14 protein-coding genes are annotated in these 18,957 nt (G+C 51.7%); 4 read left to right on the top strand and 10 right to left on the bottom strand.

Annotated features, from left to right (window positions below; genetic code table 11):
- Nucleotides 1–4: 4 nt before the first annotated feature.
- Nucleotides 5–955 carry an ABC transporter permease gene (locus tag D7Z26_RS13700; RefSeq protein WP_120977507.1) on the bottom strand — a complete coding sequence of 317 codons (951 nt, stop codon included), beginning with the start codon at nucleotides 953–955 and terminating at the stop codon, nucleotides 5–7.
- A gap of 262 nt (nucleotides 956–1,217) precedes the next feature.
- On the opposite strand from D7Z26_RS13700, the gene D7Z26_RS13695 reads away from it, so the two are divergent.
- Nucleotides 1,218–3,557: a helix-turn-helix domain-containing protein gene (locus D7Z26_RS13695; RefSeq protein WP_120977506.1), complete on the top strand. Its 2,340-nt coding sequence runs from the start codon at nucleotides 1,218–1,220 to the stop codon at nucleotides 3,555–3,557.
- 125 nt (nucleotides 3,558–3,682) lie between these two features.
- Here the strand turns inward: D7Z26_RS13695 and D7Z26_RS13690 are convergent, their stop codons facing one another.
- The 8 genes from D7Z26_RS13690 to D7Z26_RS13650 all read right to left on the bottom strand — a co-directional run bounded on the left by D7Z26_RS13690 (nucleotide 3,683) and on the right by D7Z26_RS13650 (nucleotide 14,452).
- Nucleotides 3,683–4,582 carry an aldo/keto reductase gene (locus D7Z26_RS13690; protein WP_120977505.1) on the bottom strand — a complete coding sequence of 300 codons (900 nt, stop codon included), beginning with the start codon at nucleotides 4,580–4,582 and terminating at the stop codon, nucleotides 3,683–3,685.
- Between the two features lie 19 nt (nucleotides 4,583–4,601).
- The gene (locus D7Z26_RS13685; RefSeq protein WP_120977504.1) at nucleotides 4,602–6,203 is read right to left on the bottom strand and encodes a glycoside hydrolase family 43 protein; all 1,602 of its coding nucleotides are present in this window, start codon (nucleotides 6,201–6,203) and stop codon (nucleotides 4,602–4,604) included.
- Nucleotides 6,200–6,523: an L-rhamnose mutarotase gene (locus tag D7Z26_RS13680; RefSeq protein ID WP_120977503.1), complete on the bottom strand. Its 324-nt coding sequence runs from the start codon at nucleotides 6,521–6,523 to the stop codon at nucleotides 6,200–6,202. The genes D7Z26_RS13685 and D7Z26_RS13680 overlap by 4 nt, the downstream gene beginning before the upstream one ends.
- Nucleotides 6,524–6,558: 35 nt before the next feature.
- Nucleotides 6,559–7,413: an amidohydrolase family protein gene (locus D7Z26_RS13675; protein WP_120977502.1), complete on the bottom strand. Its 855-nt coding sequence runs from the start codon at nucleotides 7,411–7,413 to the stop codon at nucleotides 6,559–6,561.
- The gene (locus tag D7Z26_RS13670) at nucleotides 7,410–9,338 is read right to left on the bottom strand and encodes a hypothetical protein (RefSeq protein ID WP_120977501.1); all 1,929 of its coding nucleotides are present in this window, start codon (nucleotides 9,336–9,338) and stop codon (nucleotides 7,410–7,412) included. Before D7Z26_RS13670 ends, D7Z26_RS13675 begins: the two co-directional genes overlap by 4 nt.
- A 50-nt stretch (nucleotides 9,339–9,388) precedes the next feature.
- On the bottom strand, nucleotides 9,389–10,153 hold the full coding sequence (locus tag D7Z26_RS13665) for an SDR family NAD(P)-dependent oxidoreductase (RefSeq protein WP_158602297.1): 765 nt from the start codon (nucleotides 10,151–10,153) through the stop codon (nucleotides 9,389–9,391).
- Between the two features lie 1,336 nt (nucleotides 10,154–11,489).
- Nucleotides 11,490–11,621, bottom strand: coding sequence for a sporulation protein YjcZ (locus D7Z26_RS13655; RefSeq protein WP_120977498.1), 132 nt, complete (start codon nucleotides 11,619–11,621; stop codon nucleotides 11,490–11,492).
- A 257-nt stretch (nucleotides 11,622–11,878) separates the two neighbouring features.
- Nucleotides 11,879–14,452 carry an adenosylcobalamin-dependent ribonucleoside-diphosphate reductase gene (locus tag D7Z26_RS13650; protein WP_120977497.1) on the bottom strand — a complete coding sequence of 858 codons (2,574 nt, stop codon included), beginning with the start codon at nucleotides 14,450–14,452 and terminating at the stop codon, nucleotides 11,879–11,881.
- Between the two features lie 523 nt (nucleotides 14,453–14,975).
- Here D7Z26_RS13650 and D7Z26_RS13645 point away from each other — a divergent pair.
- The 3 genes from D7Z26_RS13645 (at nucleotide 14,976) to D7Z26_RS13635 (ending at nucleotide 18,637) form a co-directional block, all read left to right on the top strand.
- A complete protein-coding gene (locus D7Z26_RS13645) occupies nucleotides 14,976–16,646 on the top strand; it encodes a DEAD/DEAH box helicase (protein ID WP_120977617.1) in 1,671 nt (556 codons plus the stop codon).
- Nucleotides 16,643–17,527 (top strand): YqhG family protein, encoded by an 885-nt coding sequence (locus D7Z26_RS13640; RefSeq protein ID WP_120977496.1) that lies wholly within the window; start codon nucleotides 16,643–16,645, stop codon nucleotides 17,525–17,527. The genes D7Z26_RS13645 and D7Z26_RS13640 overlap by 4 nt, the downstream gene beginning before the upstream one ends.
- A gap of 156 nt (nucleotides 17,528–17,683) precedes the next feature.
- Nucleotides 17,684–18,637, top strand: a complete 954-nt coding sequence (locus D7Z26_RS13635) for a hypothetical protein (RefSeq protein ID WP_120977495.1) — start codon at nucleotides 17,684–17,686, stop codon at nucleotides 18,635–18,637.
- On the opposite strand, the gene D7Z26_RS13630 is transcribed toward D7Z26_RS13635, so the two are convergent.
- Nucleotides 18,628–18,864 carry a YqzE family protein gene (locus D7Z26_RS13630; RefSeq protein ID WP_120977494.1) on the bottom strand — a complete coding sequence of 79 codons (237 nt, stop codon included), beginning with the start codon at nucleotides 18,862–18,864 and terminating at the stop codon, nucleotides 18,628–18,630. The two genes, D7Z26_RS13635 and D7Z26_RS13630, sit on opposite strands and share 10 nt — an antisense overlap.
- Nucleotides 18,865–18,957: the final 93 nt, after the last annotated feature.

Genomic DNA, 18,957 nt, shown 5'->3' with positions numbered 1-18,957 from the left:
CCTCCTAGAAGAGCGCGCTGTCGCGATCGTAAAGTTTGATCAAATAGTTGGATATGATTACGAGCACGAAACCGACGCACGACTGGTAAAAGCCGACGGCGGACGACATTCCGAAATCGCCCATCGTTTTTAAGGACCTGTAAACATGCGTGTCGATGACGTTGGTCGTCGGGAACAACACGCCCGACTCTTTGGTGAGGTTATAAAACATTCCCCAATCGCCGAATGCCGCGTAAAAGATTTTTCCGGCTTGCAGCAGCAGCAAAATGATTATAATCGGCGCCAACATCGGAATCGTAATCTTCATCGCTTGCTGAAATTTCGTAGCACCGTCTATTTTCGCGGCTTCGTAATACTCGGTTGAAATCCCCGCGATACCTGCGGCGAAAATAACCGCGAAGTATCCGATGTTTTTCCATACATAAGCTGCAGGTAAAATAAATCTCCAGTATTTGGGTTCCGAGTACCACTGAATCGGCTCTATTCCCCATGACGATAAGAGATTGTTGAGAATCCCTTTGTCTATGCTTAAGAACGAGAAGAGCAAATAACCGCCGACGACCCAAGACAAGAGATACGGAAGAAGCAGGATACTTTTGTACGTCCCGGCGAGAAAGCGGTTACCGATTTCGTTGATGAGAATCGCCGCCACAACCGACAATCCGAGACCTAGAATAATGAAGATAATATTATAAAAGATCGTGTTGAACGTAATTTGATACAGCGCATCCGATTGAAACAGAAACTTGAAATTGTCGAAGCCGATCCATTTGCTTTTAAAAATGCCTTTTATCGGGTTGAATTGTTCGAAAGCGATAACAACCCCAACCATCGGTAAATAGAACATGACGATAATGTAAAGCAGTCCCGGCAGCATCATGGCATAAAAGACTTTGTTTCTTAAGAGCTCTCCGATGACAGGGATCGGCTTTCTAACCACGTTTTGGATTTTCATGCGCATTCTCCTTAGCAGTGAGGCGATAATTCTTACAGCCCAATCATAAGCCGGGGTTTCGATGATCCGATACAAACAAAAACAAACATTGCACCGATTTTTAAGAAAAAAAGAACTACGAAATCCGATCGTTTCTCCAAAAAATCATGATTTCGCACGGTAGCTTCACATTTCCAATTGAGTTTCTAAATCGAATATATTACATTGAATACACTTCATTTTATAAACCGATCTACCTCTCGGCAAAGGCGGCCTTAACATCATGTACAAAAAACTACTCTTCACCTTCGTGGCGATCATCACGTCGCTGATTCTAGCGCTTTCCTCGCTGCTCTACTACAATTACAACTCTTCTTTCATTAATACCGTCAAAGGGATGAACGAGAATTTATTATCCAATATCAGCTACAGCTCCGTGTACATGGACAATATTTCACAGAAATTTTGCCAATCGCTGCTAGTCAACAGAACCATCATGGCTTTCGCCTACAGTAACGGAAGCAAAGATGAGGACATTTTGAATATTAGCAGCGCGATCCGAACGTTAAGGGAATTGACGATTCCTAACTCTTACATCCACTCGGCTTATATTTACAACCGAAAAATCGATACGATTATCGACACCAATACCTTTTACGACAGCGACGACTTTTACGATCAGGAAATCGTCCGTATTCTGGACACCGTCCGTAAGGAAAAATCGCCAAGCCTGTATCCCTTTCCGAGAAAAGTCGCGATGCCGGCAGGCTCCGACAAAAACTTCGCCAACGTGTACACCTATATTCTGTTCGATAACTTCGATTACAAGGGGAACTATGACAGCGCCATCGTCTTGAACGTCGACGCGGAGTGGCTCAGACTGACCATCGCTTCCCTCAATAAAGCAAAGAACGGCAACGACATCATCGTCGTGGATGACGGAGGCGATATCGTCAGCAACTCTTCGCCGGATCAGTTTTTGCGTAACGTATCGAACGAGCCTTATCTCCACGACGTATTGACGGCCGCGGCGCCGTCTGGAACTTACGTCGAACGGCTGGACGGCAAAAAGCACGTGATCACCTACGTTTCCTCCGACATCCTGAAGTGGAAATTCATAAGCCTGATGCCGTATGACACAGCTTTCTCGGTCGCCAAAAAGAACGGGCTAATCACCCTTATCTTTTGCCTGATCATCCTATTGCTTGGCTTATTGTTCGCCGTACTCGCTTCCAAGAAACTGTACAGGCCGCTCGGAACGCTTACGAGGGGCATCATCCAAAGGCTGGGACCGGAAAGCGCGCCCTCCAAAAACATGGACGAGTTGGGCTACTTATCCACGGCATTCACGGGGATGCTTGATAAAACGCAAGTACTTGAAAATATGAAGAGGAACGCGACGCCCGTCATTAAAAACGAGTTTATGAAAAACGTCGTTACCGGCCGCGTTGAATTACCGACCGACATAATGATCACCAAGCGGCAAGAGCTCGGAATCGATCTCGATTTTCGAAATCCTCTTTACTTGTTCATTTTGAAAATCGACTACTATAAAGACTTCGTCGACCGGCACAGCGAAAAAGATCGCTCCCTCTACCAATACGCGATCGCAAATATCGCTCGGGAAATTACGGGAGAGCGCTTCAAAAACGAGGTCGTGGAGACTGCCCACGATCAGTTCACAGTTCTGGCGGACATCGGCGATACTTCGGAGCAGCCGTCGCAGCTGACGGAAATTTTTCGCGACATCGTCGGCAAAATCCAATCGAGCGTCCAGGAGCTTCTGAACCTCTCGCTTACCGGAACGCTCAGCTCCGTCATCGATTCGCCCGATCGCATCAAAAACGCGTACGACAATGCGTTTAACTTGTCCATGTACCGGATCAAAACGGGCCATAACAGCATCATTACGCCGGAAACGTTAAAGGAAGTGGAAACGGGCTCCTTCATCTTCCCCTTGTCGAAAGAAAAGCAGCTCATCGACTCCCTTAAGTTGGGAAGCGGTGAAGCTGCCAAAGAAAACTTTCGGGAAATCATCAAGGCTATCGAGCATTCTTCTTACGACAATATCATCACGTCCGTGATCTATTTGTTTTTCTCGATTTTCAATTCCTTGAATCGAATCGCGGAAGGATCGGAATCCAAGTTCAATTCGATTTCCATCAACTTCTTCAACAAAGTGTCCGGCTTTGAGACGTTCGAAGAAATCGAACTTACGTTTTTCGAAATGTTCGACGATATCATTCGGTTGAAGGACAGCGCGAAGGACCGGAAAAAGAACGACATCGTGAATACCGCCATCGACCACATTCACGCCGACTTTGCGGACAAGAATCTCTCTTTGAACAGCTGCGCCGAATCGCTTTCCTTATCGTCCGTCTATCTCGGGAAACTGTTCAAAAAATCGACCGGCAAATCCGTCGCCGAATACATTACGATGGTCCGAATGGAGAAAATCAAGGAGCTCCTCGAGCAGAACCGCTTGCCGATGAACGAAATCCTGGAGAGGTGCGGTGTCGAGAAATCGAATTACTTCTACACGAGCTTCAAAAAGTACTTCGGCGTATCTCTATCCGAATATCGGCTGAATAACGTGAAGGTAAGCGGGGAGCGAGAGGAGTAATGGCGGGCAAAGGAGTACCTTCTTGTTTGTAGCGGCGGTATCGTAACCTGCGCTGTAAACATGGGGAGGTACTCCTTCTTTTTATGTCCAAATTCGATTAGGATTGCGGTTGTACTCGTCTCCGCCTAGTCGAACAACGGCTGCCCTTGGAATAGCGCATACACTTCCTTCATCTCTTCAGGCTCCAAGCCTTTACCGTCGCAATAAGACAGATTAGTGCGCAGCGCGGCGAGCGACGCTGTTCCCGTAAGCGTGACCTGGATGTCAGGGTTGCTCAGACTGAACCGCATCGCAGGCTCAATCAACCCTTTGGGCTCCGTCCTTCGCAGAAATGCCAATTTCTCCATCCGGGCTAAACCGTTCAATCGAATCTCCTCTTTCAGAAAAGAAGCCGGTGCATCCGCCAGTATCCCCATGCCCAGGACGCTCCCGTTGACGACGCCCAAATTCATCTCTTTGGCAAGCGGGATGACCTCATCCTTCGCCGTATTATCGAGTAACATATACCGTGCGTAAAATTGAATCGAATCGAATTTATCGGTTGCCATATATTTCAAGAGCAAAGGCAAATTCCTAGTGGTCACGCCTAAAAAACGAACTTTGCCATCCTGACGCAGCTTCTCCAGCGCCGGTAAGGTCTCGTTTACGAGGAGCTCGAAGGGCTGGGTTTCCACATCGTGAATTTGCATAATATCGATCCAATCCGTCTTTAACCTTCGCAAGCTGTCTTCCACGGAACGGATCGTCGTCTCGTAATCGTATCTCATGTCGGATCGGACTGCTTTGGACGCAAGCACAACTTGCTCTCTGCGGTCGGTAATCGCCTTGCCTATGCGGCGCTCCGATTCTCCTTTGCCGTATAGAGGAGCCGTATCGATAAAGTTGATGCCCGAATCGATCGCCTCGTGAATCATCAGTTGTACTTCGTCTTCATCCGTTGCGCCGAAATCGCCCGCAAGCGGCGCCCCGCCCAAGCCTAGCTTGGACACCTTCAACCCGGTTTTCCCGAATATCGTGTATTCCAAGTTTTTCACCTCTCCTCTGTCATTCCCCTGAGTAAGCAAACTTTTGAAAATGCGCATATCCTTCCGCTTCGCCATAAACACCCTTCGCATAGATGCCCATTCTGGGCGCCGTAAAACACAAGAAGCGATTATACATTTCCGGATAAAGAAATTCCGCTGCTAGTTCAATGCCCAAATCCACGTACGCAGTCCCGTTAAGAGAATAATGGAAGGTAAGGTTTTGGATATGCGCGTTCAATGCGACCTTTAGCCAAACGGGTTGACCCCGTTGAACCGGAAGCTTTACCATTGCAAGCACTTTTTTATTTATGGCGACGTACTGATCGATCTCCAGATAAAGTCCTTCATGCTCTTGATTTTCGTTTAGACGGCTTACATCGAAGCTTTGCCCCGATGTTTGACCAATCCCGTTCCGAATGGAGAAGAATAGAAAGGAATCCGAGTCTCTATATAGCGCGATCCCCGCTTCCTCGCCTCTGCTTTTCGGTTCAAACAACAGTTGGGTCTCCGCAACAAAACCGAAATGGCGCCAGCGCCGCGTTAAGATGAGCGTTGATCCGAGACCGTAAGGAATATAAGGTTTGCAATAAATTCGAAGTCCGGACTGCATCAATTGATATCCGTCATCTGCCGGATACCGTACCCACTCCCAGTCGGGCGACAGCTTAGCATCGGTAAAAAAATCTTCTGCCTCTTCCGAATCCTCCGTTGGCGGATTTTGTTCCAGATGAGGCATCGACACCCGATCCATCGGCTTACCCTCTTCACCAACCACAAACCATTCGTCCGCTGTCCAGCTTACGGGCTCCACGAATGTTTCCCGCCCAAGCGGACACGCGCCGCCCGGCGTTAGAGGACGGCCGCCAAGATGGAACATCCACCACTGTCCATTCGGATCTTGAACAAGCTTCCCATGACCCGCCTTTTGAATCCGTCGATCGGGATCGTTTTGCGTCAATACCGGATTATACGGACACGGTTCATAAGGCCCCCATACCGAGCGGCTTCGCGAGACTGTCGCCATATGCTCGAAGAAGGTGCCTCCCTCGGCCAGCATCAAATAATACCAACCATTGCGCTTGACGATATGGGGAGCTTCCGGAGCAGACCCGCCCGTTCCGGGCCATACCTGCTTCGCTTCGCCTATCAATCGGGAGCCGTCCGCCGCCAACTCGTGAATCCATCCGCCGCCGAATAGCAAGTACCGCTTGCCGTTATCATCGTTGAAAATGGAAGGATCGATAAAGTGATGATTGAGCATGATCGCTTCGCTATAGGGCCCTTCCGGCCGATCTGCTACGAACAATAAATTCGTACAGCGAGGCTGGCCGTGAAAATAAGGAACGACAACCCAAAATTTATTGTCATAATAAGAAATATCCGGCGCAAAAATGCCAAAGGAGTCCGGCATGCCTGTTAAATCAAGTTGACTCTTGCGGGTGATGACATGACCGATTGGCCTCCAGTGCGCCAAATCGCGGGAATGCAGCACTTGAACGCCGGGAAAATACTGAAACGTCGAGGTTACCATATAATAATCCGTTCCAACGCGCACGATCGAAGGATCGGGGTGATCTCCGGATAATACTGGATTTGCGGCTACTATTGTCGGCTCGTTCATCCCTTGGCGTCCTCCTTTTGTAACCGATAAACCTCGCTAGCATCTTGCCAACTCTTCGAAAAGCAATTGCCGGTCAGATGATGCCACTCTTCTTCCAACTGATGGTTAATGACGCGATCGGGAATCGCCAATGTCGGATCGGACTCGACGATCATTAACAAGACTTGTCCGTCGCGATAAATTCGCAAAGACACGATGCCCGCTTCCCGCATATGCTTCTCGTTCCCTGGAGCGATATTGCGGTGAAGCTGTTCGTACCGTTCGACTTGATCCGGACGAAGATGCGCCACCCTCACTTCCGTTTTCATGTTAGCTGTCATGCTCTTCCCTCCTGCGATTACGGCCGAATTCGGCTTTACTCCGTTTTCTCATTCACTTGCAACCGATAAATCCGAACCGCGTTTCCGCCGAATATGGCTTCAGTTTGAGCAACGGTCAAGCCGGGCGGCAACGCATCGCCGACCATCGCGAGCATGTCCATAAAGCTGCCCGCCTGCAAGCAAACCGGCCAATCGCTGCCGAACATCAGACGTTCCGTCCCGAACGCTTCGACGGCATGCTTGACGTATGGCGCAGCTTTTGACGCTTCTAAGCTTCCTCCGCTTCCAACTGTGGCCAGTCCCGAGATTTTGCATACCGCAAGCTCGAATTGGGCAAGCGCTAGCATTCCGCTTGCCCAAGGGTCCAGCTTGCCGCTTCCGATATCCGGGACCGCCAAGTGATTGATCACCGCCTTAAGCTTAGGCACATGTGAGAATAGTTTTGCGATGGTGGGAAGATCGTGAGGGCGAATGAGCAAATCGACCGGGAAGCCGTCTTCGGCGAGCAGCATCAAATTACGGAGCAATTGCGGATACCGACTCCAATTCCCGTCAACCGTTGCCGGAAAAGTCGGCCGGATTCCGACAAAATAAGGATCGGCGCGAAAACGCAAATAATGCTTTTCAAAATCCGCTCCGCCGATGTCGAGCCATCCGACAACCCCGAGCAGCGACTCCTCATGCCGGCACAGATCGAGCATGAAGTCGGTCTCCTCCATGGTCGGTGCCGCCTGCACGACAATCGTTCCCGCTGCACCGCACCGCTGCAGCTCCTGCTTGAGCCGATCCGGCATATAATCCTGATATAGAACGGATCCGGCGTCCGGTGTCAGCCATCCGTAATCGCCCCTCCGAAGCTGCCAATAGTGTTGGTGCGAGTCAATAATCATTGACCGCTCCGTCCTTGAATGACGCTTACCTTCTCTTCGCTCGGCCAAGGCATCTCATACGATGGAGACTGGACATACCGCTCCATGGAAAGCCGTAAGACGATGCCGGTTCCCGCAGGCAGCGATACATGAAGCCATTTGCCCTCGATCTTAAGCGTTCCGGTCACCTGGCCGGAAGCATCGACGATCTCTCCGGCGATAAACCGATGTTCGCCGAATACGCCGGCTTGCACGACAAGCTCCCGATCGTCGAACAAGCTTGTGTTGACCAAATGAACCGTAGCCGAATCCGGCGTCAGCTTCTCCACCAAGGCGGATACCCCCGGCGGCAGTCCCGGCCGTTTCGCGGCAGCGTCGAAATAGCGAACGCGGCCATGCTGCAGACCGCCGTGCGAAATGTGCATCGGTCCGCCCAGCGTCAGCTGTACGAGTCCTTCAAAGTAAAGCGGACACATTTCCTGCCAAATATGAATGGCGGAATAAACGCCTTCGTTGTAGTGCTCGGTCCAGCCGTGCGGATCGCCTTCCGGAGCGCGCATCTTGGCGAGCTGATTGCCGATCAATTCGTAATTGGCGCTTAGGATCCGCTGCGGATAATCCGGGTTGAGTCCGCGAATATACTGAAACCAAGGCTGCGTATTGCCGATATAATGTTTCGTTTCCCGACCCGTTTTCGGGTCTCTGCCGGAGAAAGCAGGCACGATAACCTCGTTCCAGTCATGGTCTCTCGGAATTCGTGCGATCCGCTCCAAATCATCATCCGCCATGGACGTCGTCCACAAATAGATCGGATATTTCGGCTGTGCATTCCGGTAATCCGTCCAGCCGCTGTCGAAATGCTTGTTCGGAACAACCCATTTGCCGTCTTGTTTTTTGCCCAGCTCCCAGTTGCGGTCGAGTTGATTCCTCGCCAGCTCCAACCCGTTCATGTCGCCGGAAAGCAACACCGCGTTCATGCAAGCGTTCGTGATCGGTTCGATTATCGTCATGAAGCCGTGCGGCCAGCGCCATCCGTAGTAACCGCCCCACCATTTGCATCCGTTGTATTCCCCGATTTCACCGGACAATCCGACATTGTCGGGGATAATACCGCCGTTTAATCGCGCCCGTTCCTTCCATGCTTCGACGTATTCGATTACCCAATTTTTCAAGCTTTTGTCCCCGGATAACAGGAAGGCGTGCGTAATCAAGCTCGTTGCGTTCAAATTCAGCGGCACGTCGCCGCGGTTCATCCGTTCGTTCATCATCGCGATCAAGTGATTGTACACTTCATCATTGGACCAAGCGCACTTGCCGCTCGCGAAATTTACGCCGGGAATATCTTCGTATGGAGCCAAATAATCGTCGAGGATGCCCCGGTGCGTGCTCCAATCTTCTTCCGTCACTTCGAAGCGGGGGCCTCGGCTGCCTGTCAGCGGAGACCGGATCAGCTTCAGCTCCTTATCGTAGTTCGGCGCCTCCAGATCGTCGCCCGTGTACATGGCGGCAAAGTTTTTCGCGCGCTGGCGGTCTTTAAGCGTGGCCGGCCCCGCCAACCCGAGGAAATACAAATACAAATATCCTTCGCCATGATGCATCCAGTCGTAATAGGCGTCGAATTCCCGATGTACTTGTCCGTATTCCGTCCACTGCCACGTGATGCCCTCCCATATTTTGCGGGCGACTTCATGCAGTTCGCTGCTTCCACCCAGTACGTAGAGGAGCGCCAAATTCATAAACCCTTCATAGGGATCATCCGATCCGTCCATGCCCGGCCAATGTTCGAACCAGATCAGCGTTCCGTCCGGATGGGTGTACCGCTCGACAAATTCTTTGGCTGCTTTGTTCAAAGTTTCAAAAAGCTGCTGCTCCTGCAAGGCCCATTGAGGCGGAGCGATCCGTTCCGAGGCGCGGACACTTATAAGCGATCCATGAGATGAAATCATTGCTCAGTTCTCCTTCCTTATACCCTGTATTCGTCTACCTCTGACCTCGATTAGCCGATTTGGAAACCGCCGTGCAATGGAATAAGAGCCCCGTTGACCCACGATGCCTGAGAACTGCACAAATACGCAACGGCATCCGCCACCTGCTGTGGCGACCCCACATCCGCTCTGAGCTTCTCGGATTCAGCAACACGATCCGCTTCGGATGGATCTTCCATAAGCTGCTTAAACCAATCATTCAGAAGCGGCGTCGCAATACCTGCCGGAAGCAAGGCATTACAGCGAATGCCGGTGTCCCGCAGATCAAGCGTAAGTCCGGTCGTCAGATGGTTCAGCGCAGCCTTAAGCGAGTCGTAAATGAAGTTGCCCGCAATATTCTTCTGGCTGTTCAATGAGCTGATGTTCACAATCGAACCTCGCGTCTCTTTCAAATACGGTAGCGCCTTCTGAACGAGAAAAAATCCCGACTTTACGTTAACGGCGAAGAGCCGGTCCCAATCCTCATGCGAGACCGCTTCGATCGGCTTATTGCATACCAAGGCGGCATTATTGATAACGAAATCAATTCTCCCCCACGCTTCAACTGCTCGCGTTACAATCGCATCCGGGGCGGCGGGATCGACCTGGTCCACTTGCACGAAGAGCGCTGTGCCGCCTCCCCGCTCAATCCCTTCCACGACTTTTCTTCCCTTCTCCGCATCGCGTCCGCATACAACGACGCGCGCGCCTTGCCCCGCCAATGACTCGGCTATCGCTTGACCGATTCCGCTGCTTGCCCCCGTCACGATCGCAACTTGATTCTGAAACTGTGTCAACTGCACCTTCTCCTTCTCAATCTCATTGACGTACAATTTACCGTTATAAGAAGTACCGCTACCCTTCACTCTACAAAAACTGACGATAACCGAAATCAATCAAATCAAACTTTCCAACAAAAAACCGACATTACGGTCACCAAAAAATACACTTTTCATAAAAATCCCGACACTGAAACCTTTCCGCTGCCGGACCCGGTGGTAAACGTCACATTTTTCAAATCATAAAGAAAAAAATCCGGAGCGACGTTTAGGGTCGCCTATCCGGATTTTTATCAGATTTCGATATTGGCTGGGAGTCATCCCGTGCACTTTCTTAAACAAGGTGAAGAAGTGGCTTCGGCTAGAGTGGCTTCGTCGGTTGTCGCAATTAATTCTGTTGCATGCGTCAGACGAATGTTATTGATATAGTCGTTCATCGAGACTTGGCGGTGCTTCTTGATCAGTTTGCCCAAATATGGAGAGGAGAAGCCCACTTCATCCGAAATCGTATTGAACGACAACGCCGGATTGGCGAAATCTCGCTGGATAATCCTATTGAAGTCTTCGAGCAAATTGACGCCTGGAAGGCAACAAATAAGATATTATGATGCTTACCATAAAACGAACAGAAGTGCGTCAGAAATGGTGAGAATAACAAATGCAACATTGCTATTTACAAAATTCAAAAAAAGCCCGATTCGATGACCGGGTCTTATGCAAGCCAAAATATTTAATTGCTTAAAGAAAGTTTACACAAAAGATTTGACAGACCCCGAATATCCAATAATGGTCTATTTAACTCTTGGTTTTTCTCCAATTTTCCATTTCATAAATAAATTTATATCTTGAATTGAATCAATAGTGTTTAAATCTTAATCCAGCATAGTTCAGCCCCCATCCTGCAACAAGGTGGGGGTTATTAGACGCTTACGTTAAGAGCAGCTAAGAAATAGAAAAAGCCCCACCATGCGGCGGATCATGATGGGGTAAAAACAATGCGATGATCGCCAATATTACTTATCAGCCGTGGTGGTGGTGGTGCTTGTGACCGGCTGCTAAGATGATAACCAGCAGAATGAAAAGCACGAGTGCAAAAGCAGCAGCTTCCATATGGTCCCCCCCCCCCCCCTATGTCTAATAAAGATGATAATTCCAATACCTATTATATGAATGGATAAGTATACCGTAAGGTTATTCGCACAGATCAATCATTAATCCGCATATATCCAATTTTCCGGGTGGCTTCGTCTCTTGGGCATTTTCTTTAATAAGCCTCAAAAAAGAAAATCCCCATCATGTGGATCATGATGGGGTAAGAATTAGGTGGTGATACACGGTGGTGATACAATTTTACTTAGTAAACTCCGCGTCCGGCTGCAAGGATAATCACCAACAGAATGAAAAGCACAAGCACGAATGCGGCAGCTCCCATTCCGCCGCCATAACCGGCACAACTGGCACCTACTCCTCCAACTCCATAGCCCATGTATATCACCTCCCGTGTTTATTGTGAATTTCATCACACCGCTAGTTTATGTAAGGATAAGCATACCGTTAGTGCGTTCGCACAGATCAAAGAATAATCCGCTTATGTTCAAAATGCTTTCGCCCGGGGGCTTCGGCTCTCGGGTGTATTTTTATTAGCCCAAATTCCCAAACGCTTGTTAATCTAATTAAGTTGAAACATCCCAAATATTACGTATCCAAAAAAAAAAGACCCCGTCCCCGGGGTCTTTTCCGCTCTTATGAACACTTACTATAGCCGCAGTTACCGCAAGTCTTGCAACCCTCTACGTTCAGCAGCGAAGCCGAGCCGCAAGATGGGCACAAATCCTTGGAAGTGTACGGAAGTTTCGTTTTCTCCGTGACGATCGGGTAATTATTAGCCGCGATCGGTTCGGTAGTTGCCGCATGCTCGCCATCGCCGAAGCCGGCATGTTGCTCGAGCGCTTGCGCGACCGCGTCCGCTATCGATTCGACGCGGTTCGGACCGAAGCCGACGGCGCCGGATCCGCCGATGCCTTTCAGATGCTTCACGAGCAATTGCACCTTGTCGCCGTGATCGCCGTAACGAAGGAAAAGCGAGCAGACGCGGCCGAGCGCTTCCGCCATCGCGAACACGTCGGAGCCGGCTTTACCGACGTTCAGGAAGATTTCTCCCGGAGTGCCGTCGATGTCGTTCACCGTAATATACGCCATTCCGAACGGCGTATTGTATTTGTAAGTCGCGCCGCGAAGGATCTTCGGACGGCTCTTGTATTGCTTGTCGAATACTTGCTTCTGTTCGGGAGTCACTGACACGTTAAGCGATGCGCTGAGCGCCTCGGCCGGAGCGACTTCCGCAACGGCGGCAGCAGTCGGAGCCGCAACTTCTTCCTTCTTCTCGTCCTTCGCCGTGCTCAGAACTTGAACGTCGCGACTGCCGTCGCGGTAGATCGTTACGCCTTTGCAACCGAGCTCGAACGCCATCTCGTACAGCTCCGCGGTTTCCTCGACCGTGAAGTCGGACGGGCAATTCGCCGTCTTGGAGATCGAGCTATCGACCCAGCGCTGAATGGCGGCTTGCGCGCGGATGTGATCCTTCGCGGACAAGTCCATCGCGGTAACGAACCACTCCGGAAGCTCTTCGCCAGGATGTGCGTCTTTCCACTCTTGGGCGATCGGCACGAGTTGCTTATCGTAACCGAGGCGGCTTTGACGGAAGAACTCGAACGCGAAGTACGGTTCGATCCCCGTAGAAGTGCCGACCATCGTTCCCGTGGAACCCGTAGGCGCCTGGGTGATGACCGTAACGTTGCGCATTCCGCGCTTGGACACCGCTTCTCCGACTTCCGGATACGTTTCGACCATGTTTTTCATGAAGCCGGATTGCAGGAACGGCTCCGCTTCGAACGCCGGGAACGATCCTTTCTCCGCCGCGATTTCCGTGGAAGCGAGATACGCCTCGCGTGCCATGAAGCCGTACAGCTTGTCTAGGAAATCCATACTTTCCGGACTTCCGTACCGGACTTCGAGACGGATCATCAGTTCGGCCAATCCCATCGTTCCGAGACCGACGCGACGTTCGTTCTGTTGGTTTTTCTTGTTCTCCGGGAAGTGATAAGGCGTTTTGTCGATGACGTTGTCCAAGAAACGGGTGGAATAACGAACGACTTTGGACAGTTCGTCCCAAGCTACGTCGTGCTTCTCCTCATCATAGAACTTGGATAGATTGATCGCCGACAGATTGCAGACGCCCCATGCCGGGAGTCCTTGCTCTCCGCACGGGTTCGTGCAGATGATCGGGTTGAAGTACCAGCTGTTGGACATCTGATTGTAATATTCCATGAACACGACGCCCGGCTCCGCGGATTTCCAAGCGCCTTCGATAATGCTATTCCACACGTCTCGCGCGCGAACGGTACGGTAATGAACGACGTTCTTGCCGAGCTTCTTCCATTTGTCCAAGTCTCCGTCCCACAACTCGTCGTACTCCGGATCCTTGGAATCCGGGAATACGAGATCCCAATTGCCGTCTTCCTTAACGGCTTTCATGAAGGCATTGCTCACGCATACCGACAAGTTCGCGTTCGTCACTTGCCCCATCGTTTGCTTCACCGTGATGAAATCTTCGACATCCGGATGCCAGTCGTTAATCATGAGCATAAGCGCGCCGCGACGGCTGCCGCCTTGCTCGATCAACCCGGTCGTGTAGCTGAACAAGCCTCCCCACGATACCGCGCCGCTGGAAGAACCGTTAACGCCTTTGACGATCGCGCGGCGAGGACGCAAAGACGATAGGTTAATGCCGACACCGCCTCCGCGCGACATGATTTCGGTCATCTCGGAAAGCGTCTGCATAATGCCTCCGCGGCTATCGTGCGGAGACGGGATTACGTAACAGTTAAACAGCGTCAATTCATCGCTGGCTCCGGCTCCCGCCGCGATCCGTCCGCCCGGAACGAGCTTCCAATCGTCAAGCAGCCAACGGAATTTCTCGGACCAATCCTTTTGCTTTTCTACTGTATCCTCGACGGAAGCCATTGCGTTCGCTAGACGCGCCCACATTTCTTCCGGGGTTTTCTCGATCGTTAAAGTCAACTTCTCTACGGTAGATTGAACTAGCTCTCCGTTGCGGAGCTTGACGGTTACGTTCTGTCCGTCGCGCGATACGACTTCCCCTACGTCTTTGGCAGGGAATTTCGGATCATCCTTAGTAAGCACGAGAACGACGTCGCCGACTTTCGTTTCGTTCGTATCGGCGTTCTTCCAAGCATAGCGATCCAAAAATATTTTCTCGCTTAGTCCTTCCAACCGTCTTGTCTGCATCGTTTTCAATCCGGTACACCCTCCCAGAAAACTTGATAAAAATCGCAATATAACACGGCTCGCAACACCGATTAGTGTATGTAAATTGTACAACATATTGTGTGCGATTGCCATAAAACCTCACAAGATTTGGTGCTTCCATAGTGTTTTTCGCATAGGCTCCGCGATCCGGCGAACGAGCTCGGAATCTCTCGAACGAAGGGGCTTCGCCCGGCTATTTCCGCTTTTGTTTTGAATCCGTTTCGTTTGCTCATACTAACGAATGGAAACCCTATTCTGCCCTTACATTACCCTGCGAAACTTCAACCGCTATTATGACGCCGGTCAAGTTATCGCCGAGGAGGAGCTACCGTTGCAAATCCCTTTCACTTCTCCCGCCGGCACCACGCCCGGCGCAGCTTCGTCCGACACCCCTCCGGCTACGGAGACGTTTCCTCCGTTAGAATCGGAGAAACAGACGGTTGCGCCCTTTAAGTCTCCCGCGAGCCTATCGCCCGATCCCGCTCCGCGCAAGCTTCATCCGTTAGTAGAGATGCATGTCGACCGCGGAGCGTTCGAAGAGCTCGAACGCCGGGTAGAACGCAACGGTCCATGGGACGACTGGTCCTTGTATCAACTCGGTCTGGAAGCGGAGGAAGCTTCGCTCGTATCGGACTTTCACGCTTTGCGTTGCCTCTCGTTGCTGCCTCATTTCGAGCCGCTTCCCCATCAAGTCGATACGGCTCGCAAAGTTTTGCACGAGATGAGAGGGCGCGCCATTCTTGCCGACGAAGTCGGTCTCGGCAAAACGATTGAAGCCGGCCTGATCCTCAAGGAATACTTGATCCGCGGCCTAGTCCGCAAGGTGCTCATCCTCGTCCCGGCTTCTTTGGTGCTGCAATGGGTGCGGGAGTTGAACGGCAAGTTCGACATCCCCGCCGTCGCGCAGAAAAAAGCGTACACCTGGAGCAACGATATCGTCGTCGCTTCCATGGATACGGCCAAACGCGAGCCCCATCGCGAGATGCTTCTTAACGAAGAATTCGACCTCATCATCGTGGACGAAGCGCACAAGCTTAAGAACAAACGGACCGGCAATTACCAATTCATTAACGAGCTTCGCAAAAAATATTGCCTTCTCCTCACCGCGACGCCGGTGCAGAACGACTTAACCGAACTTTACAATCTCATTACCTTGCTTAAGCCCGGGCAACTCGGCGGCGAAGGCGACTTCGCGGCCAATTTCGTCGCGGACCGCAGGGTTCCCAAGAACGAAGCCAAACTGCACGAAGCGCTGGGCCAAGTCATGATCCGCAATCGCCGAAGCGACGGCGGCGTCGAATTTACGAAACGGGTCGTGACGAACGTCCCTCTGCGACTATCTCCGGATGAAATGGCTCTATATGAGGGAGTCACCGACTACGTCCGTAAGCACGCGACCGCGGAGAACGGGGACCTGACGAGCATGCTCTCGCTCGTGACGCTGCAACGCGAGGTTTGCTCCAGTCGGGATGCCGTCTTCCTTACGCTTATTAACTTGTTCAAGAAAACGACGGAAGATTCGCCCTTGCGCGCCCGAATCTGGGAGCTTGTCGAGCTTATCAAGAGCATCAAGGCCAATACGAAAGCCGAGAAGACAATCGAGCTGATCCGGAGCATTAACGACAAAGTGATCGTCTTCACCGAGTATCGCGCCACTCAGGAGTATTTAATGAAATTTTTCAAGGAGCACGACATCTCGGCCATTCCATACCGGGGCGGAATGAACAGGGGCAAGAAAGACTGGATGATGGATTTGTTCCGCCGCCGCGCGCAGGTCATGATCGCGACCGAAGCGGGAGGCGAAGGCATTAACCTGCAATTCTGCCACCACGTCATCAATTTCGATCTGCCCTGGAACCCGATGAGGGTTGAACAGCGCATCGGTAGAGTCCATCGCCTTGGACAGACCGAAGACGTGCAAATCTTTAATCTGTGCACCCTCGGAACGATCGAAGAACATATCGTACACCTGCTCCACGAGAAAATCAATATGTTTGAATTGGTTATCGGAGAGCTCGACGAGATCATTCAGCAGTTCGAAAAAGAAGACTCCATCGAGCGACGGTTAGCCCAATTGGTGCTGGAATCCGCGGACGGCGAGGAGTTGCGCCAACGCATCGACGGACTAGGCGACACGCTGCTCGCCGCCAAAAATCAATTCCAACGGGAGAATGAACCATGAATGCCAAACAAGTCCAGAAGTTCGTCGTCTCCTACCTGGATTCGACCGGTTGCCAGCTGATCGAGAAAAGCCCGAGCCACGTCACCGTGAAGCTCTCGCCCGACGCCGATCGCGCGCTAACGAATCGCCCTTATTATTGGAGCTTCGTCGATCGAACCGGCTCGGAACCCGAGACGATGACGTACCGTTGGTCGTTCGAGAGTCCTTCGATGGCGGACCGCGCCGCCGCTTCGCCGATTTCCTATATCATGACGGAATCTGGCAGAATCGTGCAGGAAGACGTGTATTTCGGCTCGCGGCGACTGCTTCAGCTCTTCGAAGCCTCTCAACAGGGGGGACGTTGCGTCACGTTGTTCGAAGAACCGCCTCGCGGCCGGATGGATCCTCTCGGTTCCCAACCGTACACGGCTTGGTTGGGCGTTAACTTCAAGGTCGGTTACGAATGCGACATGAAGCGCGAAGAGCTTTACGGATGGGGAATCTCGCTCGCGACCGGAGTTATCAACGAGAAGTTTATGGACACACTGAGGGATAAGCGGCTCACCCCCCGTCTTCCTTCCAACGTCCATCTGCTGCGCAACGGCCTTTCTTTGCGCAAAGGGATGACCCAACTCGAGCAAACGATGGAGCGCAAGCTCAAGAATGGCGATTTCTCTTGGGCGGTGGAAGCCGAAGGGCGCCGTCAGGACGAACTGGAACGGATTCGGAATTACTACGAACCGATGCTGGATTCGATGGGGCATCCCGATCAGAAGGAGCAGCGGGACGCTCTCTCCGTGCGCTTCTCCCAACGGGAGGCGGAGATCGACTGGCAATACCGCCCGAAGGTCATCGTGACCGTCATGAACTGCGGTATTTTTCATCTTCCCGGCATTCATTAGAGAGCACCCCCGTCAATACGCCCGCATTCGGCAAAAATAGAACAAGAACGCTGTCCGCGGGCTGACACGATGCAACAGCCTTGGCGCCGCGCGTCCCTTACAATTAGACGACAACGGGCCATTACGCGATTTATCCCAACACCCGCAGGAGGTTCTATGAACTCTCGTTCGCTCAGTATCTGTAACTATATTCGATTCCAACGCCATTTCGATCGATTCAAGCCGTTCAAGCTAAAGCTCTTCCTTATCGCGTTAAGCGCCGCCCTAGTCGTACAAGCCGTCCATTTTCCTGCGCGGGCATTAGCGGCCGCGCCTGCGACATCGTCGCAGACTCAAGCGCCGTCCAAACTTGAAAGGCAAGTGAAAGAATGGGTCGCTTCGCTAGCTGAACAGAAACCTTTCAAGGCATGGCAAAGCGCCGATCCCCAGATCGAAGCGCTTGGGCCCGGAACGCATAGTTGGTTAGTTTTATTTACTAAAGAAGGCAAGGATATCGGGTATATGGTCGTTCATGCGGTGATGGACGGTTCGTTCCAGCTTGGGGAATACGGAGTCGGTCCTCATTCCCTGTTTTCTCCGCAAGTCCTGAAACGTTCGTTAATCGACGGCGGGCTCATGACAGCGGATCAAGCTCAACGTATGACAGCCGTCAAGCATTACGTTCACCCCTTCGCAGCGGCTTGGGAGGTCAAAATCGACGAGGATACTTACTGGCTCGACGCCAAAACCGCCGAACAGCTTCCGGTCGACAATGCCGCTTGGAACCGAATGTTTTCGCCGGACAAGCCGTTCTTCCAAGGTCCTCCGACCGGATCGCGACTCGTCGCCCATCGATTGAACGAACCCTTCGATGCATACGAGAAGCTTCCTTGGTTAACCAAGGAAGCTCCGTTTCCAGCCAATGCGACCGCCAACGTACAGAAACGTCTCGACGGCAAACAGCATCTACGTTATGTAACCGAGCCGTTCGGAGATGCGATGCTTTACGCCGTGCCGATTATCGGCTATCAGCGCTGGTCGAACGGCCGGATGGACCTGGCGATCGATATGGAAGGCACACGCTATGTTCCGATCGGCGCCCTGCTTCGCCAAGGACTCTTCTATCGATAAGTCGACGAATCAACCGAACGCACCTCCGGGTGCGTTTTGTTTCTTTTCTCGACCCGATTTCCCCACCACATCATAATACCGAGCGGCGCCACTCCGAACCATCTCGTTAACCACGGTTCGCGGCTAAGCATTCTCGGCGCGCTTTCCTCCGCATCCTCGTCTTCCGGACGTTCCATATAGCTGACGACCCGCTCCGTCACGTATTTCACGTACTCATTGCCATCCATTCTCCATCCCTCCTTGCTCCTAGCATGCCCAATACGTCGATCGTTCAATCCTCATCCCATCGTTGGCGATTCCGCTCCGATTCCAACCTTCTG

This window comes from Cohnella endophytica (genome assembly GCF_003628305.1).
Taxonomy (GTDB): Bacteria; Bacillota; Bacilli; order Paenibacillales; family Paenibacillaceae; genus Cohnella; species Cohnella endophytica.
This window is presented reverse-complemented; position numbering and strand designations above follow the sequence as displayed.